General features: G+C 67.7%; 21 protein-coding genes. 10 read left to right on the top strand and 11 right to left on the bottom strand.

Going from position 1 to position 18,096, the window contains the following annotated elements:
• Positions 1-3: 3 nt before the first annotated feature.
• The 4 genes from DM992_RS08085 to DM992_RS08100 form a co-directional block, all read right to left on the bottom strand.
• Entirely contained in the window at positions 4-783 is a 780-nt protein-coding gene (locus DM992_RS08085) for an ABC transporter ATP-binding protein (RefSeq protein WP_111016360.1), read from the bottom strand.
• A gap of 18 nt (positions 784-801) precedes the next feature.
• Positions 802-1,515 (bottom strand): ABC transporter permease, encoded by a 714-nt coding sequence (locus tag DM992_RS08090; protein WP_111016361.1) that lies wholly within the window; start codon positions 1,513-1,515, stop codon positions 802-804.
• Positions 1,512-2,201: a histidine ABC transporter permease HisQ gene (hisQ, locus tag DM992_RS08095; RefSeq protein ID WP_111016362.1), complete on the bottom strand. Its 690-nt coding sequence runs from the start codon at positions 2,199-2,201 to the stop codon at positions 1,512-1,514. The genes DM992_RS08090 and hisQ overlap by 4 nt, the downstream gene beginning before the upstream one ends.
• A 217-nt stretch (positions 2,202-2,418) precedes the next feature.
• Positions 2,419-3,201: an ABC transporter substrate-binding protein gene (locus tag DM992_RS08100; RefSeq protein ID WP_162631611.1), complete on the bottom strand. Its 783-nt coding sequence runs from the start codon at positions 3,199-3,201 to the stop codon at positions 2,419-2,421.
• 372 nt (positions 3,202-3,573) lie between these two features.
• Here DM992_RS08100 and DM992_RS41550 point away from each other — a divergent pair, with 372 nt between their 5' ends.
• Positions 3,574-3,828 (top strand): hypothetical protein, encoded by a 255-nt coding sequence (locus DM992_RS41550; protein WP_239511318.1) that lies wholly within the window; start codon positions 3,574-3,576, stop codon positions 3,826-3,828.
• Positions 3,829-3,915: 87 nt separating this feature from the next.
• Here the strand turns inward: DM992_RS41550 and DM992_RS08110 are convergent, their stop codons facing one another.
• Entirely contained in the window at positions 3,916-4,464 is a 549-nt protein-coding gene (locus DM992_RS08110) for a periplasmic heavy metal sensor (RefSeq protein WP_111016364.1), read from the bottom strand.
• Positions 4,465-4,687: 223 nt separating this feature from the next.
• On the opposite strand from DM992_RS08110, the gene DM992_RS08115 reads away from it, so the two are divergent.
• Positions 4,688-5,413, top strand: coding sequence for a response regulator (locus tag DM992_RS08115; protein WP_009693256.1), 726 nt, complete (start codon positions 4,688-4,690; stop codon positions 5,411-5,413).
• Positions 5,397-6,713 (top strand): ATP-binding protein, encoded by a 1,317-nt coding sequence (locus tag DM992_RS08120; RefSeq protein WP_105392925.1) that lies wholly within the window; start codon positions 5,397-5,399, stop codon positions 6,711-6,713. Before DM992_RS08115 ends, DM992_RS08120 begins: the two co-directional genes overlap by 17 nt.
• A 42-nt stretch (positions 6,714-6,755) precedes the next feature.
• On the opposite strand, the gene DM992_RS08125 is transcribed toward DM992_RS08120, so the two are convergent.
• Positions 6,756-7,022, bottom strand: coding sequence for a hypothetical protein (locus DM992_RS08125; RefSeq protein ID WP_027786765.1), 267 nt, complete (start codon positions 7,020-7,022; stop codon positions 6,756-6,758).
• A 525-nt stretch (positions 7,023-7,547) separates the two neighbouring features.
• Here DM992_RS08125 and DM992_RS08130 point away from each other — a divergent pair.
• Positions 7,548-9,305, top strand: coding sequence for an ABC transporter permease subunit (locus tag DM992_RS08130; protein WP_111016365.1), 1,758 nt, complete (start codon positions 7,548-7,550; stop codon positions 9,303-9,305).
• A 22-nt stretch (positions 9,306-9,327) separates the two neighbouring features.
• Complete coding sequence (locus tag DM992_RS08135) at positions 9,328-10,665, top strand: nitrate/sulfonate/bicarbonate ABC transporter ATP-binding protein (protein ID WP_034184771.1); 1,338 nt, start codon at positions 9,328-9,330, stop codon at positions 10,663-10,665.
• 66 nt (positions 10,666-10,731) lie between these two features.
• On the opposite strand, the gene DM992_RS08140 is transcribed toward DM992_RS08135, so the two are convergent.
• Together DM992_RS08140 and DM992_RS08145 are read right to left on the bottom strand one after the other, a co-directional pair.
• A complete protein-coding gene (locus DM992_RS08140) occupies positions 10,732-11,226 on the bottom strand; it encodes a hypothetical protein (protein WP_111016366.1) in 495 nt (164 codons plus the stop codon).
• The gene (locus DM992_RS08145; RefSeq protein ID WP_111016367.1) at positions 11,223-11,774 is read right to left on the bottom strand and encodes a hypothetical protein; all 552 of its coding nucleotides are present in this window, start codon (positions 11,772-11,774) and stop codon (positions 11,223-11,225) included. The genes DM992_RS08140 and DM992_RS08145 overlap by 4 nt, the downstream gene beginning before the upstream one ends.
• A gap of 286 nt (positions 11,775-12,060) precedes the next feature.
• On the opposite strand from DM992_RS08145, the gene DM992_RS08150 reads away from it, so the two are divergent.
• The 3 genes from DM992_RS08150 to DM992_RS08160 all read left to right on the top strand — a co-directional run bounded on the left by DM992_RS08150 (position 12,061) and on the right by DM992_RS08160 (position 14,398).
• A complete protein-coding gene (locus DM992_RS08150; protein ID WP_111016368.1) occupies positions 12,061-12,258 on the top strand; it encodes a hypothetical protein in 198 nt (65 codons plus the stop codon).
• Positions 12,259-12,393: 135 nt separating this feature from the next.
• Positions 12,394-13,815, top strand: coding sequence for an alpha,alpha-trehalose-phosphate synthase (UDP-forming) (gene otsA, locus DM992_RS08155; protein ID WP_111016369.1), 1,422 nt, complete (start codon positions 12,394-12,396; stop codon positions 13,813-13,815).
• On the top strand, positions 13,808-14,398 hold the full coding sequence (locus tag DM992_RS08160; protein WP_111016370.1) for an AAA family ATPase: 591 nt from the start codon (positions 13,808-13,810) through the stop codon (positions 14,396-14,398). The genes otsA and DM992_RS08160 overlap by 8 nt, the downstream gene beginning before the upstream one ends.
• A gap of 37 nt (positions 14,399-14,435) precedes the next feature.
• Here DM992_RS08160 and DM992_RS08165 read toward each other — a convergent pair whose 3' ends face one another.
• Positions 14,436-15,803 (bottom strand): MFS transporter, encoded by a 1,368-nt coding sequence (locus DM992_RS08165; RefSeq protein ID WP_111016371.1) that lies wholly within the window; start codon positions 15,801-15,803, stop codon positions 14,436-14,438.
• A gap of 185 nt (positions 15,804-15,988) precedes the next feature.
• Positions 15,989-16,369, bottom strand: a complete 381-nt coding sequence (locus tag DM992_RS08170) for a DUF5594 family protein (RefSeq protein ID WP_111016372.1) — start codon at positions 16,367-16,369, stop codon at positions 15,989-15,991.
• Positions 16,370-16,486: 117 nt separating this feature from the next.
• Between DM992_RS08170 and DM992_RS08175 the strand changes: the two genes are divergently transcribed.
• Positions 16,487-16,888, top strand: coding sequence for a hypothetical protein (locus tag DM992_RS08175; RefSeq protein WP_111016373.1), 402 nt, complete (start codon positions 16,487-16,489; stop codon positions 16,886-16,888).
• A gap of 197 nt (positions 16,889-17,085) precedes the next feature.
• Here DM992_RS08175 and DM992_RS08180 read toward each other — a convergent pair whose 3' ends face one another.
• The gene (locus tag DM992_RS08180) at positions 17,086-17,433 is read right to left on the bottom strand and encodes a hypothetical protein (protein ID WP_111016374.1); all 348 of its coding nucleotides are present in this window, start codon (positions 17,431-17,433) and stop codon (positions 17,086-17,088) included.
• Between the two features lie 143 nt (positions 17,434-17,576).
• Between DM992_RS08180 and eco the strand changes: the two genes are divergently transcribed.
• The gene (gene eco / locus DM992_RS08185) at positions 17,577-18,077 is read left to right on the top strand and encodes a serine protease inhibitor ecotin (RefSeq protein WP_111016375.1); all 501 of its coding nucleotides are present in this window, start codon (positions 17,577-17,579) and stop codon (positions 18,075-18,077) included.
• Positions 18,078-18,096 lie beyond the last annotated feature (19 nt).

Consider the following 18,096-nt stretch of genomic DNA (forward strand, 5'->3'; position numbering starts at 1 on the left):
GCGTTACTTGAGGCTGCCCGACAGGAACCCGCGCAGGCGTTCGCTCTTCGGGTTGGCAAACACCTCGGCCGGCACGCCTTCTTCCTCGACGCGGCCCTGGTGCAGGAACATCACGTGGTTCGACACGTTGCGCGCAAAGCCCATCTCGTGCGTGACGACGATCATCGTGCGGCCTTCCTCGGCAAGCTTCTGCATCACCTTCAGCACTTCGCCGACGAGTTCCGGGTCGAGCGCCGACGTCGGCTCGTCGAACAGCATCACGTCCGGGTGCATCGCCAGCGCGCGCGCGATCGCGACGCGCTGCTGCTGGCCGCCCGACAGGTGCGACGGATACTGCTTCTCGACGCGCGGCGCGAGGCCGACCTTCTCGAGATACTCGCGCGCGCGGTCCTCGGCTTCCTTCTTCGGGATGCCGAGCACGTTCACCGGTGCTTCCATCACGTTCTCGATCACGTTCATGTGCGACCAGAGATTGAAGTGCTGGAACACCATCGACAGCTTGGTACGCACGCGCTGCAACTGCTTCGGATCGGCCGCGCGCAGCGCGCCGGCCTTGTCGAGGGCGGTGCGCACTTCCTCGCCGTCGACGAAGATGCGGCCGGCGTTCGGCTGTTCGAGGAAGTTGATGCAGCGGAGCATCGTGCTCTTGCCGGAGCCGGACGAGCCGATCACGCTGATCACGTCGCCGGCGTTCGCCTTCAGCGACACGCCCTTGAGCACCTCGTTGCTGCCGTAGCGTTTGTGGAGATCGTCGACGAAAAGCTTCTGGGTCTGGGAATTCATCAATAGTCCTGCGGAAACTTACTTGCCTTGCGGGCGCAGATACGCGAGCCAGCGGCGCTCGGCCTGGCGGAACAGCCACACGAGCGCGAACGAGATCACGAGGTAGAGCAGGGCGGCGATGCCGAACGCGTGGAACGACATGTAGGTGGCCGAGTTCACGTCGCGGGCGATCTTCAGGATGTCCGGCACGGTCGCGGTGAACGCCACCGTCGTCGCGTGCAGCATCAGGATCACTTCGTTGCTGTACAGCGGCAGCGCGCGGCGCAGCGCCGACGGCAGGATCACGCGGCGATACATCGTGAACGGCGTCATCCCGTACGCGCGCGCGGCTTCGATCTCGCCGTACGACGTCGCCTTGATCGCGCCCGCGAAGATCTCGGTGGTGTACGCGCAGGTGTTCAGCGTGAACGCGAGCAGCGTGCAGTGCATCCCGTCGCGGAAGAACGCATCGAGCATCGGCGTGCCGCGCACGGCCTGCAGGCTGTAGAGGCCCGTGTAGCAGAGCAGCAGCTGCACGTAGAGCGGCGTGCCGCGGAACACGTACGTGTAGAGCCACACCGCGCCCGCCAGCCACTTCCTCTTCGACACGCGCGCGACCGCGAGCGGCACCGACAGGCAGAAGCCGAGGCCGATCGACACGACGAGCAGCCACAGCGTGATCGCGACGCCGGTGATGCGATAGCCGTCGGTGTAGAGATAGTTGCGCCAGTATTCTTGGATGAGTTCGATCATAGGTCAGCCTTGCGGACACCGGTCGAGTAGCGCTTTTCGAGCCACATCAGCACGAAGTTCGAGATCGTCGTGATGGCGAGGTAGACCGCTCCCGCGATCAGCGTGAAGAAGAAGAACCGCAGCGTGCCCTTGCCGGCGTCCTGCGACGCCTTCACGACGTCGGCCAGGCCGATGATCGACACGAGCGCGGTCGACTTCACGAGCACCTGCCAGTTGTTGCCGATGCCCGGCAGCGCGAAGCGCATCATCTGCGGGAACATGATCCGCGTGAACACCTGCCAGTTCGTCATCCCGTACGCGCTGCCGGCCTCGAGCTGGCCGCGCGGCACCGACAGGAACGCGCCGCGGAACGTCTCGGTGAAGTACGCGCCGTAGATGAAGCCGAGTACGAGCACGCCGGCGAGGAACGGGTCGATGTCGATCTGGTCCCAGCCGAGCGCGTCGGTCGCGATGTTCAGCCAGATCTGCAGGCTGTAGAACAGCAGCAGCATCAGCACGAGGTCGGGCACGCCGCGGATCAGCGTCGTGTAGACGGTGCCGACGCCGTGCGTCACGCGGTTGCGCGACAGCTTCGCACCCGCGCCGAGCAGACCCAGCAGGAACGACAGCGCAAGCGAAAGCACCGCCAGTTTGACGGTTTGCCAGGTGCCTGCGAGGATCAGCGGGCCGTAACCTTGTAGAAACATATGTGGTCCTTGACGGCGCACGCGGTGCGCCGCGAAAGACGCGCCCGCCAAGCTGCGCGGAACGCCCCGTGCGTATCATGACCGTCCGCCCCGGCAACGGTGCCAGGCCAGCCCGTCGCGCGAGCGGCGGGCAAGGGGGCGGGCGGCGCGTGGTTGACTGCCTGTACTGCCCGGATGCCGGGCCGCCCCCGCATCCGTTGCTTCTTTTTGTCGGCGCTCAGCGGGCCGAAGCCGAATAGACGCTGAACGAGAAATACTTGTGCGACAGCCGGTCGTACGTACCGTCCTTGTGCATGTCGGCCAGTGCCTTGTTGATCCTGAGCTTCAGGTCCGTATCTTCCTTGCGCAGGCCGATCGCGGTGCCGTCGCCGATCGTTTTCGGATCCTTCACTTCCGGCCCGGCGAATGCGAAGCCCTTGCCGCGCGGCGTGCGCAGGAAGCCGTAGTCGGCCTGCAGTTCGTCCTGCAGCGTCGCGTCGAGGCGGCCCGAGCCGAGATCGGTATAGACCTGGTCCTGGTTCTGGTAAGGAATGACCGTCACGCCCTGCGGTTCCCAGTACGCCTTCGCGTAGGTTTCCTGCGTCGAGCCCTGCTCGACGCCGACGCGCTTGCCTTTCAGCGACGCGACCGTCGGCAGCAGCGGCGAGCCGGTCTTCGCGATCATCCGCGCCGGTGCGTCGTACACCTTGTCGGAGAAGTCGATCTGCTCGCGGCGCTTGTCCGTGACGGTCAGCGACGACACGATGACGTCGTACTTCTTCGCCTTCAGCGCCGGGATGATCCCGTCGAGGTCCTGCGCCACCCACACGCATTTCACGTTGATCCGCTTGCAGATCTCCTTGGTGAGATCGACGTCGAAACCGACGATCTCGCCGCTCGGCGCGGTCGACTCGAACGGCGGGTAGCTGGCATCGACGCCGATCCGCACGGTCTTCCACTCCTTCGCGAAGGCGCTGCCCGCCACGAGGGCGAGGGCGGCGCACAGGGCGGCCTTCTTCATTTCCATCCTTCTGTTGCTGACTTTCCGGGGGCGCTCGCGGCCGGTCGGACCGGGCGCCGCGGCGTATTCTAGACGGCCAAAATTCGCCGATCGGCGTTCTGGCAATGGCGGCCGCCGGACGGGCGAACGCCAAAAGGGCGGTATTTTACCCGAACGCGATACCCGGAAAACGGCAATCCGGCGCGATCGATCGATTCTTCGATTCTTCGATTCGGCTGTTGCGGCAATCGAGGTATTCGCAACGGGTATTTCGGCAATTGAATGTGCGGGTGCAACGATGCGGTGCGCGGGCGGCGGATTGTGGCGCCGTCGGTGCGCCCTACAGTGGAGGTAAACCCGAAAAGAGCCCCCGCCTTCCGGAGTGCCCGCCCCATGTTCCAGATCCGTCGTGCCGCCGATCGCGACCAGCGCAGCCACGGCTGGCACGAATCCCATCACAGCTTTCCTGATGCCGTCGGTCGCGGCGGCGCGCCGGCGTTCGATGTGCCGGCCGGCCGCCGCGTTTACGCGCATGTGGCGCGCGGCGAGGTGGAGATCAACGGCCGCGCGCTGGCGGCGGGCGATGGGGCGGGCATCGGCGGCGTGGACGTGGTTACGTTCGCGCGCGGCCGGGCGGCCGAGGTGTAGTTGTTCGACGTCGCGTGAAACGAAAAAGGGGACGCGGGCCGATGCCCGCGTCCCCTTCGGCGCCGCTCCGCGGAGCGGCTTGCCGCCTTACTGCGCCGGCGCCGATGCGCCCTTGGCCGCACGATGCTGTTCCCAGCGCTCCTTCATCCTCTCTTGGCGCTGCTGCATCTGCGCGTACTGCTGCTTGAGCGCCGTGCTGACCGTGGTCTTCTGCTGGTCGTTCAGCCCGTTGTAGAACGCGAGCCACGCGGAGGACGTCTGCTCGCGCAGTTGCGCGTTCTGCTGCTCGGCCTGCTGGCGCGCGGCGTGCATCGCGTTCAGGTCGAGGATCGGCTGGTTCTGCTGCGCCTTGAACTGCTCGCGCATCTGCTCGTGGCTCTTGCGCATCGCATCACGGTTCTGCTTCATCGTGTTGACGGCCGTCTGCCATTGCTGCTCCTGCGACGCATTGAGCTTCAGCTGGTCGTGCAGTTTCATGATTGCACCGAACGGGCCGCCGTCGTGACCGTGCATCTGGTGCATGCCGGGGCCGCCCGGCGGCGGCATGTCGGTGGGCGGCGCGGCATGCGCGGTGCCGAATGCGAGAGTGAGCACAGTGGCGGCCGCGATGGCCACGCGGGAAGTCTTCTTATACATTTCAGAAACTCCTTGTATCCAGAGGGTCCGGCGATGCGGTACGGGGAAAGCCGCGTACCGCATCCGGTAAGACGGAGGTTAGCGATGCCGGCCCCGGTCGGTGTTACGTGGGGCGGCGGCCCGGTTACCGCGCATTACAGTTCCCTTGCGCGGTAACCCGCAGTAACCCTTTCATCCCTTTGTTTCGTTCTTCGACTCCGCCCTCGGCGGTAAACTTCCAGCCATGACTACCCAGATCCTCATCGTCGACGACGACCAAGAACTCCGAGACCTGCTGCGCGACTATCTCGTGCGCCAGGGGATGGAAGTGTCCGTGCTGCACGACGCGGCGACGCTCGAGAAGCGTCTCGAGCGCGAGCGGCCCGACCTGATCGTGCTGGACCTGATGATGCCGGGCGTGGACGGCCTGACCGCGCTGCGCCAGTTGCGCGCGGCCGGCGACGACATCCCCGTGATCATGCTGACCGCGCGTGCGGACGACGTCGACCGTATCGTCGGGCTCGAACTCGGCGCCGACGACTACCTCGGCAAGCCGTTCAACCCGCGCGAGCTGCTCGCGCGCGTGCAGGCCGTGCTGCGCCGCCGCCGCGCGACGCCGTCGGCGGCCGCGCCCGAACAGCGCGAGCCGTTCGCGTTCGGCCGCTTCGTGCTCGACTTCCAGGCGCGCACGCTGTCGGTCGACGGCAAGCCGGCGACGCTGTCGAGCAGCGAATTCGCGCTGCTGAAGATCTTCGTGAACCATGCGCTGCGCACGCTCACGCGCGAGCGGCTGCTCGAGCTGCTGCACGGGCCCGAGTACGACGGCACCGACCGCGGCATCGACGTCCAGGTGTGGCGCCTGCGCCGCATCCTCGAAACGGATCCGTCGACGCCGCGCTTCATCCAGACGGTCCGCGGGCGCGGCTACGTGTTCGTGCCCGACGGCGAGGCCCATGCGCAAACCCATTGATTCGCTGTTCGGGCGGCTCGCGCTGCTCGTCGTTGGCGTCCTGCTCCTGTCGCACTTCGCGTGGTTTTTCGCGATGCGGCTCGAGCGCAACCAGATGCAGACGCGCTACGCGGTCGAGGAGGCCGCGTTCCTGGTCGACGCGGTGCGCCAGCACGTCGAGCGCACGCCCGACCAGCCGTTGCCGTCGCGCGTGCGGCTCGTGACGCCGGACAGCGCCGACGTGCCGAACGGCGATCTGTCGAACCTGCCGGCGGCGCTCAAGCGGTTCCGCGACGATGTCAGCGAGCGGATGCCGCCCGGTACGCGCGTCGAGATCGGCGCGCCGGGCCATCCGCCGGTGCTTTGGGTCAAGGAGCCGACCGACCGCAACTGGATCGTGGTGCCCGTGCAGCCGCTGCGTCCGCCGCGCTCGCTCGACCGGATGCTGCTGTGGCTCGGCACGATCTTCTCGGCCGGCGTGATCGCCGCGCTGTTCGCGGCCTGGCAGCTGCAGCAGCCGCTGCGCTCGCTCGCGCGCGCGGTCGCGCGCTTCGGCCGCGGGCAGCCGGTGCCGCCGCTGCGCGAGCGCGGCCCGCGCGAGCTGCGCCAGCTCACGCATGGCTTCAACCAGATGGTGGAACAGGTGTCGCAGGCCGACAACGACCGCGCGGTGATGCTGGCGGGCGTGGCGCACGACCTGCGCACGCCGCTTGCGCGGATGCGCCTGCGCGCGGAAATGATGGACGACGCGCGCTTGCGCGACGGCGTCGTGCGCGACGTCGACTCGATGTCGCACATCGTCGACCAGTTTCTGGTGTTTGCGCACGGCGGGTCCGATCGCAGCGAGCCGGTGCCGGTCGACCAGGCGTGCGAGCGGATCGCACGCAGCTATCGTGCGGTCGCGCCGAACGCACCGACGGTCCAGACGCGGCTCGACGCCGATCCGGGCTTCCGGCTGCCGACGGCGACGCTCGACCGGATCCTGTCGAACCTGCTGGACAACGCGCATGCGTACGGCGCGCCGCCCGTGTTCGTCGAGACGGCGCGCACGCCGACCGGCTACGTGCTGGCGGTCAGCGACAGCGGCGGCGGGATCGCGCCACGCGACCTCGCCGTCGCGACGCGGCCGTTCGTGCGGCTCGACCCCGCGCGCGGCGGCAACGGCCACAGCGGGCTCGGGCTCGCGATCGTCGAGCGGCTCGTGCTCAGGCTGGGCGGGGCGTGCGACATCGGCAACCGCCCCGAAGGCGGCCTGCGCGTCGCGATGACGTTCCCGTTCGAGGTCGTGCCGAAGGACGAACCCCACGCACAGGCCGCGTAAGCGGCTGCGGCGCCTGCCAGGGCCGGCAAGCGCCGCGCGGCATCATTCGCCGAACAGCGTGCCGAGCGTCTCGGCCGCGTTGCTGTCGATCGTGTTGTAGGTCACGCTGGTGGCCTCGAAGATATAGACGGTCGTATACCGGCCGAGGCGCTCCAGGATTTCCTCCTGCAGCGATTCCGGCACGACGTTCATGTTCAGGTACCACGCCGTCGACGACAGCCGCGTCTGGAACGACCCGTACTCCTGCATCAGTTCGTAGAACGCGTCGGCATCCTGATCGCGGCAGACGATCACCAAGTTTCCAGCCATTCCCTTCCTCCCGCTCGTCGATCGATCCCCGGGGTCTGTTTACATATGGAGCGCACATGCGTTGCCACGAGAACGGCCGCAACAGATCCTGGGGGCTAGCCCCGATCATACCCGCTTCGCCTTGTCCGGCTGTTGACGCCCGGCACGGTTTGCACCCGCGTGCGGCTGGCGGGTTCACGGCCGGCCCGGATCACGGCATAATTCGGGCCTGCATACCGGCCGAAGGACTGCGGCCGGGCTGCTCTCCGTACCGTGCACCCGCCGTCCGCCCGCGCGCCGGGCACGATCCCTGCGCGGCGGGCGCCGTCGCGCCGTCCCGGACGGTTGTACCTGAAATACAGGTTGGTGTAGTGTCGTGCCGTCGCGGGCCGACTCGGCCGCGACCGCGCGGGGGGCGCAGCTTGCACGCACGGCGCATCGCGCCCGCGCGAGATCGTCAGTCAATCGAATTACCGCGCCCGTGCGCTTTGCCATGAATCAACATCGACTGCCGGCTTCGTTCGGCCTTACCGGGGAGGGCGCCTGATGGACGTCGGATTCTTCAATCCGAACCGGACCGCCAACGCGTCCGCGTGGCGCGTTCTGCCGAACCGGTGGGACTTCATCGCGTTTCCGCTGATCATCTGCCTGATCGCGATGGCGGTCGTCGGCTTCCACGAAACGATGGCGCCGATCGGCGTGCTGCAGACGCAGAAGATCTCGCTCGATCCGTCGAACCTGCCCGAATACGCGTTGCGCACCACGCTGCGGATGCTTGCCGCGATGGTCGCGGCGCTCGTGTTTACGCTCGCCTACGGCACGCTCGCGGCCAAGAGCCGTCGTGCGGGCATGGTGCTGATCCCGATCCTCGACATCCTGCAGTCGGTGCCGGTGCTCGGGTTCATCTCGTTTACGGTCACGTTCTTCCTCGCGCTGTTCCCGAGCCGTGTGCTCGGGGCCGAGCTTGCGGCGATCTTCGCGATCTTCACGAGCCAGGCGTGGAACATGACGTTCAGCTTCTACCAGTCGCTGCGCACGGTGCCGCGCGATCTCGACGAAGTGTCGCGGGGCTTCCACCTGACGTCCTGGCAGCGCTTCTGGAAGCTCGAGGTACCGTTCTCGATGCCAGGCCTGATCTGGAACATGATGATGTCGATGTCGGGCGGCTGGTTCTTCGTCGTCGCGTCGGAGGCGATTACCGTCGGCAACCAGACGATAACGCTGCCGGGGATCGGTGCGTATCTCGCGCAGGCCATCTCGGAGAAGAACTTCGGCGCGATCGGCTGGGTGATCCTCACGATGACGGTCGTGATCCTCGCGTACGACCAGTTCCTGTTCCGCCCGCTCGTCGCGTGGGCCGACAAGTTCCGGATGGAGAACACGAGCTCGGGCAATGCGCCGGAGTCCTGGCTGCTCGACCTCGTGCGCCGCACGCGCCTGATCCATCAACTGCTCGTGCCGGCCGGCTGGTTCTTCGCCAAGGCCGCGCGGATTCCGCTGCGCCTGCCGCTGTCGGGCGCGATGCGCTTCACGCTGCCGCGCGTCGAGAAGAAGGCGTCGCGCACGGTCGACATCGCATGGGCGACCCTTGTGCTCATCGGCACGGCCTATATCGTGTGGCGGGTCGTCAGTTTCGTTTCGACCGGCGTGACGATGGCCGAGGTCGGTCACGTGCTGATGCTCGGGCTCATCACGCTGCTGCGCGTGGTCGTGCTGATCGCGATCGCGTCCGTGATCTGGGTGCCGATCGGCGTATGGGTCGGGCTGCGCCCGAGGCTGGCCGAGAAGCTGCAGCCGCTCGCGCAGTTCCTCGCCGCGTTCCCGGCGAACCTGCTGTTCCCGGTGTTCGTGATCGTGATCGCGCGGTTCCACCTGAACCCCGATATCTGGCTGTCGCCGCTGATCGTGCTCGGCACGCAGTGGTATATCCTGTTCAACGTGATCGCCGGCGCAACGTCCTATCCGAACGACTATCGCGAAGCGGCGACGAACTTTCGCATCCGCGGCTGGCAGTGGTGGCGGCAGGCGATCCTGCCCGGCATCTTCCCGTACTACGTGACCGGCGCGATCACCGCATCGGGCGGCGCGTGGAACGCGAGCATCGTGTCGGAAGCCGTGCAGTGGGGCAACACCAGGATCGAGGCGCACGGCCTCGGCGCGTATATCGCGCAAACGACCGCCGCCGGCGATTTTCCGAAGATCATCCTGGGCATCGCCGTGATGTCCCTGTTCGTCACCTTGTTCAACCGTCTGCTGTGGCGTCCGCTGTATGCCTTCGCCGAAGCGAAGCTGCGGCTCGACTGAGACCGATTGAGAGCGAAACGCGATGCACAATCCGAATGCTGTAAACGCCCCCGTCCAGACGTCCCAGCCGCCGCGCCTCGGCGAGGAAATCCTGCGCGTCGATCACGTCTGCCGCGGCTTCAACAAGACGCAGGGCGAGCTGCTCGTGCTCGACGACGCGAACCTGTCGCTGCGCGAAGGCGAGATCGTCGGGCTGCTCGGCCGTTCGGGCTCGGGCAAGTCGACGCTGCTGCGAATCATCGCCGGCCTGATCGAACCGACCGGCGGTGAAGTGACCTACCTCGGCCAGCCGCTGCGCGGCCCGGCCGAAGGCGTCGCGATGGTGTTCCAGACCTTCGCGCTGTTTCCATGGCTCACCGTGCTGCAGAACGTGGAGGCCGGCCTCGAAGCGCTCGGCGTCGGTGCGCGCGAGCGGCGCGAGCGCGCGCTGGCCGCGATCGACCTGATCGGTCTCGACGGTTTCGAGAACGCGTATCCGCGCGAGCTGTCGGGCGGCATGCGCCAGCGCGTGGGCTTTGCGCGCGCGCTCGTCGTCGATCCGACGATCCTGCTGATGGACGAGCCGTTCTCCGCGCTCGACGTGCTGACGGCCGAAACGCTGCGTACCGATCTGCTCGACCTGTGGACACAGGGGCGGATGCCGATCAAGTCGGTGCTGATCGTCACGCACAACATCGAGGAAGCCGTGTTCATGTGTGACCGGATCCTCGTGCTGTCGTCGAACCCGGGCCGCGTGATCGCCGAGATCAAGGTGCCGTTCAAGCACCCGCGCAACCGGCTCGATCCGGCGTTCCGCAAGCTCGTCGACGACATCTACGCGAAGATGACTGCGCGCCAGACCGGCGAGGCGACGAAGAAGGGGCTCGAGCTCGGCAGCTGGCTGCCGCAGGTGTCGACCAACCTGATGGCCGGCCTGATCGAAACGCTCGCGATGGCGCCGTACCACGGCCGTGCCGACATGCCGGAGATCGCGCGAACGCTGCATCTTGAGGTCGACGATCTGTTCCCGATCGCCGAAGTGCTGCAGTACCTCGGTTTCGCGGATGTGCGGGAAGGCGACGTGTTCCTGACGCCGCCGGGGCGTGTGTTCGCGGAATTCGGCACGCAGGAGCGCAAGCTGATGTTCGCGGATCACCTGCTGAAGCACGTGCCGCTCGCCGCACGGATCAAGAAGGTGCTGAACGAGCGTCCGGGCCACCGTGCGCCGCGCGTGCGCTTCGAGCAGGAGCTCGAGGATTCCCTGTCGGACGGCGCGGCCGAGGAAACGCTCGACGCGGTGATCGACTGGGGCCGTTACGGCGAGATCTTCTCGTACAACGACCAGACCGAGATATTCAGTCTCGAGGACGTCGAGTCCTGATCGATCGTGCCGGGCCGTGCAGCCCGGCAGCCGCGTGCGCCGCGCGTCACGCGGCGCATCGCTCCGTTACTGCAAATTGCCCCAGCGGTCGACGGTCGGTTCGGCCGACGCCCACTTCCAGTGCGTGCCTTGCTGGCACGCATTCGCGAAATACCAGTCGGCCTTGTCGCCGTCCTTCACCGAGAACGCGAATTCCTTGCACAGTGCGAGCGCCGACGAGTACGCGCGCGTGACGCGCACCTCGCCTTCGCCGTTTTCCAGCGGCAGCGTGTTCTTCACCTTCCACGGTTTCACTTCGCCGACGGCCAGGCTGCCGGCCGCCTTCGCGATCGCATCCTGCTGGTTCTGATGGAGCTGCTTCATCGTGCGGTTGACGGCCTCGTCGGTCGCGGCCTGCACGGCAATTCCGACGCCGACGCCGACCGCCGGGTTCGCGGTGACGAGGCCCGTCGCCGCGCCGGCGAGCGCGCCGCTCGCCGCGCCGACCGACCCGCAGCCCGACAGCGTGGCCGCCGCCGCGCAAAGCGCGCCGATCGCCGCGATACGGATCGCGACGCTCATTGCAGCGCGCCCCAGCGTTCGGTTGCCGGTTCGGCCGACGCCCATTTCCACACGGGGCCGTCGCGGCAGATGGTGGCGACGTAGAACGCCGATTGCGCGGCCTTGTCGGCCTTCGCGGGCGTGTCGACCGCGAACACGATTTCCTTGCAGTCGAGCGGACCGACGCTGATCGTCCGGCTGACCGTCACGCGGCCCTGCTCGTCGTCCTCGATCGGGAACGAGTGGTGCGTCGACCACGGCGCGACGCCGCCCACATCGAGCGGGCCGGCCGCCTTTGCGATCTGTTCCTGCGTGTAGCGGTGCGCGACGCGCTGCGTGTACTGGACGCCCGCCCGCGCGCCGGCTACGGCGCCGAGGCCGATGCCCGTCGCGACGGCGGCGTTGTTGGTGACCTTGGAAGCGATCGCGGCGCCCGCGATACCGGCACCGGCTGTCGCGCCTTCGCTGTAAAGCGAGTTGCAGCCGGACAGCAGTGCGGCCGTGGCGAGTGCGGCCAGCACGACGCGCGCCGGCATGGCCCGGCGCGACGATTCGAAACGAATGTTCATCCCTGAGTGCAAGTCCTGTCTGGGTGAGCGGCGACGCATGCGCGCGTCATGCCGCCGTCATTGTTTCGCAATTGTCATAGGAAAAGTGCAAAGCTTTGACAAATCGCCGGACGGCATGCCGCGCGTGCGCGCGGCGCTATTTTCGGACAGGTGGCTGACGAGGGGTCGAAACGTTACAAATTGAAGGTAATTGTTACCTTGGCGTGCGAGGAACCGACCTAGACTGTTTTGTTATGGAATGTTTCTACGACGGCTTCGAGCCGCACCGCATATGAGACACCCAGCCATGCGTCGTTCGAAACGGCTTTCGCACCGGCCACCCGACGCGGGGGCAGACCAACCGCGTCCGCAGACCGACGCACCATCCGCACCGCCTGCCGGTGCGCGCGGCGAGACGCCGTCCGACGGCGATCACAACCAGGGCGGCGCCCGCCCGGAAGGGCTCGACTATCAACGCGACCTTGGTCAGGAGCAGGACGCTTGATCCCGTCGTCGCATTCCGCTGCCGCATTTCATTGCATTTCTCGGAACTGAATCGCCGCGCGGCCGCCTTCGGGCAGCCGCGTCCGCCTTGGCGCGCGCGTCGCGCCAGCCAATCGAATCGAGGAGGGGGAGCCGCATGAGCAGATTGATCGTGGTATCGAACCGTGTCGCCGCCGGCGAGGACACGCGCCCGAGCGCGGGCGGCCTCGCCGTCGGCGTGATGGACGCGCTGAAGGAAACGGGCGGCGTCTGGTTCGGCTGGAACGGCGAGATCGTCGGTGCGCCGGACGCCGAGCCCGCGATCCAGCGGGACGGCAACGTGACCTACGCGACGGTCGGGCTGACCCGGCGCGACTACGACCAGTACTACCGCGGCTTCTCGAACGCGACGCTGTGGCCGGTGTTCCATTACCGCGGCGATCTCGCGCGCTTCGACCGGCAGGAGTACGCAGGGTATCTGCGCGTGAACGCGATGCTCGCGAAGCAGCTCGCCGCGCTGCTGCGGCCCGACGACCTGATCTGGGTGCACGACTACCATCTGCTGCCGTTCGCGCATTTCCTGCGCGAGCTCGGCTTGAAGAACCCGATCGGCTTCTTCCTGCACATCCCGTTTCCGTCGCCCGACATGCTGCGCCTCGTGCCGCCGCACGAGGAACTTGTGAAGTTCATGTGCGCGTACGACGTCGCGGGCTTCCAGACCGATGCCGACAAACAGGCGTTTACCGATTACATCGAGCGGCGCGGCATAGGCGCGGCGAGCGACGACGGGATGCTGCATGCGCACGGCCGCGTCGTGAAGGTCGCCGCCTATCCGATCGGCGTGCATCCGGACGCGATCGCGCAGGCGGCCGTCCAGTACGGCGCGCGCAAGCCGGTGAAGATGCTGCGCGAGGCGCTCGACGGCCGCAAGCTCGTGATGAGCGTCGACCGTCTCGATTATTCGAAGGGGCTCGTCGAGCGCTTCCAGTCGTTCGAGCGGATGCTCGCGAACGCTCCGGGCTGGCAGGGGCGCGTGTCGCTCGTGCAGATCGCGCCGCCGACGCGTTCCGACGTGCAGACCTACCAGGACATCCGCGAAACGCTCGAAGGCGAGGCCGGACGCATCAACGGCCGTTTTTCGCAGCTCGACTGGACGCCGATCCAGTACCTGAACCGCAAATACGAGCGCAACCTGCTGATGGCGTTCTTCCGGATGTCGCAGGTCGGTTACGTGACGCCGCTGCGCGACGGGATGAATCTCGTCGCGAAGGAATACGTCGCGTCGCAGGATCCGGCCGATCCGGGCGTGCTCGTACTGTCGGAGTTCGCGGGTGCGGCGGCCGAGCTGACCGGCGCGCTCCTCGTCAATCCGTACGACCTGTCGCAGATGGCCGAGGCGCTCGAGCGCGCGCTGTCGATGCCGCTCGCGGAGCGGCAGGCGCGCCACGAGGAGAACCTCGCGCGGCTGCGCGAGAACGACCTGTCGGTCTGGCGCGATACGTTCGTCGCCGATTTGCGCAGTGTCGCGGCGGCCGTATCGGTCACGCAGCGCGCGGGCCGGCGGGTCGCGCATGCGTGAGTTCGTGCACGGAGCCGAGGGCGACGACGCGACCGACGACGCAACCGGCCGTTTCTTCGTCGTGACGGGCGGCCCGGGCTCGGGCAAGAGCACGTTGCTCGACGCGCTCGAGCGTGCCGGTTTCGCGCGCTCGCAGGAGGCCGGGCGAGGCGTGATCCGCGACCAGGTGGCCGTCGACGGCCACGCGCTGCCGTGGCGCGACCCGGCCGCGTTCGCCGAGTTGATGCTGAGCTGGGAAATGCGCTCGTACCATCTCGCGCGGCACGCGCGCGGGCCCGTGTTCTTCGACCGCGGCGTGCCGGACGTGGTCGGCTACCTGCGGCTGACGGGGCTGGCGGTGCCCGCGCACGCGGAAGCCGCGGCGCGCCGTTTCCGTTATCACCGGCGCGTGTTCATCGCGCCGCCGTGGCCCGACATCTATGCGCAGGACACCGAGCGCCGGCAGGATTTCGCGGAAGCCGTGCGCACCTACGACGCGATGGTCGATTGCTATACGGCATACGGGTACCGGCTGATCGAGTTGCCGCGCGTGAGCGTGAAGGCGCGCGTGCGCTTCGTGATGGACGCGCTCGACGCAGCATGACGCACGGGTGCGCCTGTGGGCGCGGCGCGCGTTGGTGTCAGGCCGCCGCGTCCGGCCGCGGCGACGCGATGCGCAGCATGCTCACGACCGCGGCCACCGCCGCGAAGGCCGCGGCGACATAGAGCGCGACCGTCGGCCCGCGATCGGGCGCCAGCCCGAAAATCAGCGCAACGAGTGCGGCGCCGAGCGTCTGGCCCGTCAGTCGCGCGGTGCTCAGCATGCCGCCGGCGCCGCCGCTGCGCTCGCGCGGCGCCGACGACAGCATCGCACGGTTGTTCGGCGACTGGAACAGCCCGAAGCCCGCGCCGCACAGCGCCATCCGCCACACGATATCGACGGTGCCAGGGTGCGCGCCGATCGTCGCGAGCGACAGCAGCCCGGCCGCGAACAGCGCAAGCCCGATTCCACCGAGGATGCCGGCCGAATAGCGGTCCGACAGCACGCCCGCGAGCGGGGCGGCGAACACGATCACGAGCGGCCACGGCGTCATGTACAGGCCGGTCTCGACCTGCGAGAAGCCGAGCGAATTCTGCAGCCAGAACGGCAGCGCGACGAACGCGAGCATCTGCGACGTGAACGACGCCGTCGACGTATAGACCGACAGCGCGAACATCGGGATGCGCATCAGGTCGACGGGCAGGAGCGGCGCCGGCTGCGACAGCTGGCGTTTCACGAAGAAGTAGCCGACGACGAACGCGACGACCAGCTCGGCAGCGACGTACGCATGGCGTTCGCCGTGGCCGAGCCCGTCGACGGCCGTGATCAGCAGGCCGAACACGCATGCGTTCATCAGTGCGCTCGGGAAATCGTACGGCGCGTCGTGCAGCGGGTTGGCCGGCAGCGCGCGCAGGCTGCCGAGGACCGCGGCGATGCCGATCGGCACGTTGACCGCGAACAGCCACGGCCACGACGCGAACGACAGGATCGCCGACGCGACCGTCGGCCCGATTGCCGACGACAGCGCGACCACCATCGCATTGATCGACAGCCCGCGCCCGAGCATCGACGACGGGTAGATCATCCGCACGAGCGCCGCGTTGACGCTCATGATGCCCGCCGCACCGAAGCCCTGGATCACGCGCATCACGGCCAGCATCGGCAGCGAGCCGGCGAGCGCGCAGCCGAGCGACGCCGCGGTGAACAGCGCGAGCCCGGCGATGTAGATGCGGCGATAGCCGATGCGCTCGCCGAGCGACGCGAGCGGCAGCAGCGTGATCGTGACCGCGAGCTGGTACGCGTTGACGATCCAGATCGATGCGGCGTCGGATGCGTGCAGGTCGCGCGCGATCGTCGGCAGTGCGACGTTCGCGATCGCGCCGTCGAGCACGGCGAGCGTGATGCCCAGTGCGACGCAGACGATCGCCCAGTAGCGTTGCGGAAGCGGCAGGCCGGTATCGGCGTTCATGACGGGAGCGAAAGCGTGGTTGTCCGCGCGCCCGGTTGCCGGTTGCGTGCGCAACCATGCGAAAGGGTGGAGGCGGCGATGAACGGCCCGGCCCGCGCGGCTGCGCCGGACCGGGGCCGGTCGAGTGTATCACCGGGCCGCATTGCGCGACGCCAGCCTGCGCGGCTGCCGGCCTGCGCGGGCACTCAGCCTTCGAAGTCGAGGCCGCCGAGCCGCACGAGCGGGTCGGCTTGCGTGCGCGACGCGAGATCGATGTCGCGTGCGCCCTGCCACGCGCCCAGCTTTTTCGGCAGCGCGGCCAGGTAGTGCTCGAAGCGCTGCGGGCCGTCCGGCTCCATCAGCCGCTCGATTTCGTCGGTGTCCCAGGTCAGCTCGAGATTCAGCGGATGCACGAAGCCGCTCACATGCTCGTGCGGCGCGCTGCGGATCTGTATGCGCGTCGGGTGCCCGTGCCCGCCGTACGGGACGACGTCGGTCAGCACGTGATCGGCGAAGAAGGCGGCGATTGCCTGCGCGATGCGCGGCGCGAATTCGGTATCGAAACGGCGGGCGGTTTCGGGCTGCATGAAGGCGTCTCCTGTGTGCCGAAAATCGTAGCACGGCGGTGACGCGTTTCGGCGTGCGTGATACGCGTAATGGCGCGTTACCACTTGCTGCATCTATTACGGCCGCATGCCGCCACAATGCATCGCATCCAGTACCACTTCGCGTGGGAGTCCATCATGAAAAAGATTGCCGCAGTGTGTGTCCTCGCCTGTTCGCTCGCCGTGGCGGGCCCGGCGTCCGCGCACGGTCGCGACGGCGGCGCCGTCATCGGCGCGTTGATCGGCGGCGCGGTGCTGGGCGCGATCGTGACGTCCGCGATGAATCCGCCCGTCGCGTACCAGGCGCCCGTGTACCAGGCACCGGCCTATCAGCCGCCGACGTACTATCAGGCGCCTGCGTACCAGCAGCCTGCCTATCCGACCTACCAGCAGGCGGAGTACCAGGACGACGGCCCGAACTATTGCTACGACCGCTACCAGCGCGCGTATGTATGCGGTGCGCCGGTGTCGCGCGGCTACGCGCAACCGGCCGGCTGGTAAGCAGGCCGGTGCGCGACGCGTGACCGGGTTCGGTGTCGGTTGGCCGGTACCCGCCGAAGTTCGCTTTGCCGGACCGGACGACAAAAGGCCCTCGCTTTTACGCGAGGGCCTTTGTTTTTCCGTGGCCGTCCGTTCGTCCGCGTGACGTGCCGGCCATCGGCGGGCCGTACGCGGATACAAACGGTTGCAATTGCGCGTTAGTGGCGATGGCCGCCACCGCCGTCGCCGCGCCCGCCGCCGTCGTTCCAGTCGGCGCGGCGTCCGTTGCCGCGGCCCCAGCCGCCGTGACGGGCGCGCTCGCCGCGGTCGCGATCCCAGCCGCCGCGGTCGCGATCCCAGTCGCGGCGTCCGCGGTCCCAGTCGCGCCCGCCGCCACCGCCCCAGATGTTGACCGTGCCGTACACGGGCGACGGCGCGTAGGCCGGGCCGTACGCGTAGCCCGGATCGGAATAGTAGGTCGATCCGTAGCCGTATCCGGCGTCCGGCCCGACGACGCAGCCGGCGAGCAGGGCGGTAACGCCGGCGGCAGCAATGAGCTTCAGCATGATGATCTCCGTTGGTTTCCGTATAAGTACCGCGCACGGGGATTGCCGGCTGTTTGCAATTGTGTCGTGAAATTACAGCGCCGTAAGGTCTCTTGACGAAAGTGTTAGCATCCAGGGCTCATTTGTTTTTCAGGAGCACATCGATGAAATTCGCGATCCGGGCCGCGCTGGCCGCTTTCTGCGTCACGACTGCCGCCGCGTGCGTGGCCGGCCCCGCATCGACGGCCGCCGTGCCGGCCGAGTCGATCAAGATGTTTCCGCAGGCAGCGGCCGGCCAGCAGCGCGCCGTGATCGCCCTGCCTGCGCTCGAGAACGAGGACGATGCGCGCATCGAGCTGATGATCGGCAAAACGCTGCAGACCGACTGCAACCAGCAGTGGTTCGGCGGCGAGCTGACCGCCGAGGACGTGAAGGGCTGGGGTTATACGTACTACCGGCTCACCGACGTGAAGGGGCCGGCATCGACGCTGATGGCGTGCCCGGGCCAGGCGCCGCAGCAACGGTTCGTGCAGGTGCGCGGCGACGGCCAGCTGCTGCGCTACAACAGCCGCCTGCCGCTCGTCGTATATGTGCCGGACGGCTTCGAGGTGCGCTATCGCGTGTGGCATGCGTCGAAGGACGTGCAGCACGCGGCGAAGCAGTAACGTACCGGCTCGCGCGGCT

This window comes from Burkholderia sp. JP2-270 (genome assembly GCF_003233675.1).
In the GTDB taxonomy this organism is placed as follows: domain Bacteria; phylum Pseudomonadota; class Gammaproteobacteria; order Burkholderiales; family Burkholderiaceae; genus Burkholderia; species Burkholderia pyrrocinia_C.

Excerpts from the sequence above, each read along its gene's own strand:
- DM992_RS08085 (WP_111016360.1), bottom strand. The coding sequence starts at position 783 with ATGAATTCCCAGACCCAGAAGCTTTTCGTCGACGATCTCCACAAACGC.
- DM992_RS08180 (WP_111016374.1), bottom strand. The coding sequence starts at position 17,433 with ATGCTGAAGCTCATTGCTGCCGCCGGCGTTACCGCCCTGCTCGCCGGC.
- DM992_RS08130 (WP_111016365.1), top strand. The coding sequence starts at position 7,548 with ATGGACGTCGGATTCTTCAATCCGAACCGGACCGCCAACGCGTCCGCG.
- DM992_RS41550 (WP_239511318.1), top strand. The coding sequence starts at position 3,574 with ATGTTCCAGATCCGTCGTGCCGCCGATCGCGACCAGCGCAGCCACGGC.
- DM992_RS08165 (WP_111016371.1), bottom strand. The coding sequence starts at position 15,803 with ATGAACGCCGATACCGGCCTGCCGCTTCCGCAACGCTACTGGGCGATC.
- DM992_RS08160 (WP_111016370.1), top strand. The coding sequence starts at position 13,808 with ATGCGTGAGTTCGTGCACGGAGCCGAGGGCGACGACGCGACCGACGAC.
- DM992_RS08170 (WP_111016372.1), bottom strand. The coding sequence starts at position 16,369 with ATGCAGCCCGAAACCGCCCGCCGTTTCGATACCGAATTCGCGCCGCGC.
- hisQ (WP_111016362.1), bottom strand. The coding sequence starts at position 2,201 with ATGTTTCTACAAGGTTACGGCCCGCTGATCCTCGCAGGCACCTGGCAA.
- DM992_RS08175 (WP_111016373.1), top strand. The coding sequence starts at position 16,487 with ATGCATCGCATCCAGTACCACTTCGCGTGGGAGTCCATCATGAAAAAG.
- DM992_RS08150 (WP_111016368.1), top strand. The coding sequence starts at position 12,061 with ATGCGTCGTTCGAAACGGCTTTCGCACCGGCCACCCGACGCGGGGGCA.
- DM992_RS08100 (WP_162631611.1), bottom strand. The coding sequence starts at position 3,201 with ATGAAGAAGGCCGCCCTGTGCGCCGCCCTCGCCCTCGTGGCGGGCAGC.
- DM992_RS08120 (WP_105392925.1), top strand. The coding sequence starts at position 5,397 with ATGCGCAAACCCATTGATTCGCTGTTCGGGCGGCTCGCGCTGCTCGTC.
- DM992_RS08135 (WP_034184771.1), top strand. The coding sequence starts at position 9,328 with ATGCACAATCCGAATGCTGTAAACGCCCCCGTCCAGACGTCCCAGCCG.
- DM992_RS08115 (WP_009693256.1), top strand. The coding sequence starts at position 4,688 with ATGACTACCCAGATCCTCATCGTCGACGACGACCAAGAACTCCGAGAC.
- DM992_RS08145 (WP_111016367.1), bottom strand. The coding sequence starts at position 11,774 with ATGAACATTCGTTTCGAATCGTCGCGCCGGGCCATGCCGGCGCGCGTC.
- DM992_RS08140 (WP_111016366.1), bottom strand. The coding sequence starts at position 11,226 with ATGAGCGTCGCGATCCGTATCGCGGCGATCGGCGCGCTTTGCGCGGCG.
- DM992_RS08125 (WP_027786765.1), bottom strand. The coding sequence starts at position 7,022 with ATGGCTGGAAACTTGGTGATCGTCTGCCGCGATCAGGATGCCGACGCG.
- DM992_RS08090 (WP_111016361.1), bottom strand. The coding sequence starts at position 1,515 with ATGATCGAACTCATCCAAGAATACTGGCGCAACTATCTCTACACCGAC.
- DM992_RS08110 (WP_111016364.1), bottom strand. The coding sequence starts at position 4,464 with ATGTATAAGAAGACTTCCCGCGTGGCCATCGCGGCCGCCACTGTGCTC.
- eco (WP_111016375.1), top strand. The coding sequence starts at position 17,577 with ATGAAATTCGCGATCCGGGCCGCGCTGGCCGCTTTCTGCGTCACGACT.
- otsA (WP_111016369.1), top strand. The coding sequence starts at position 12,394 with ATGAGCAGATTGATCGTGGTATCGAACCGTGTCGCCGCCGGCGAGGAC.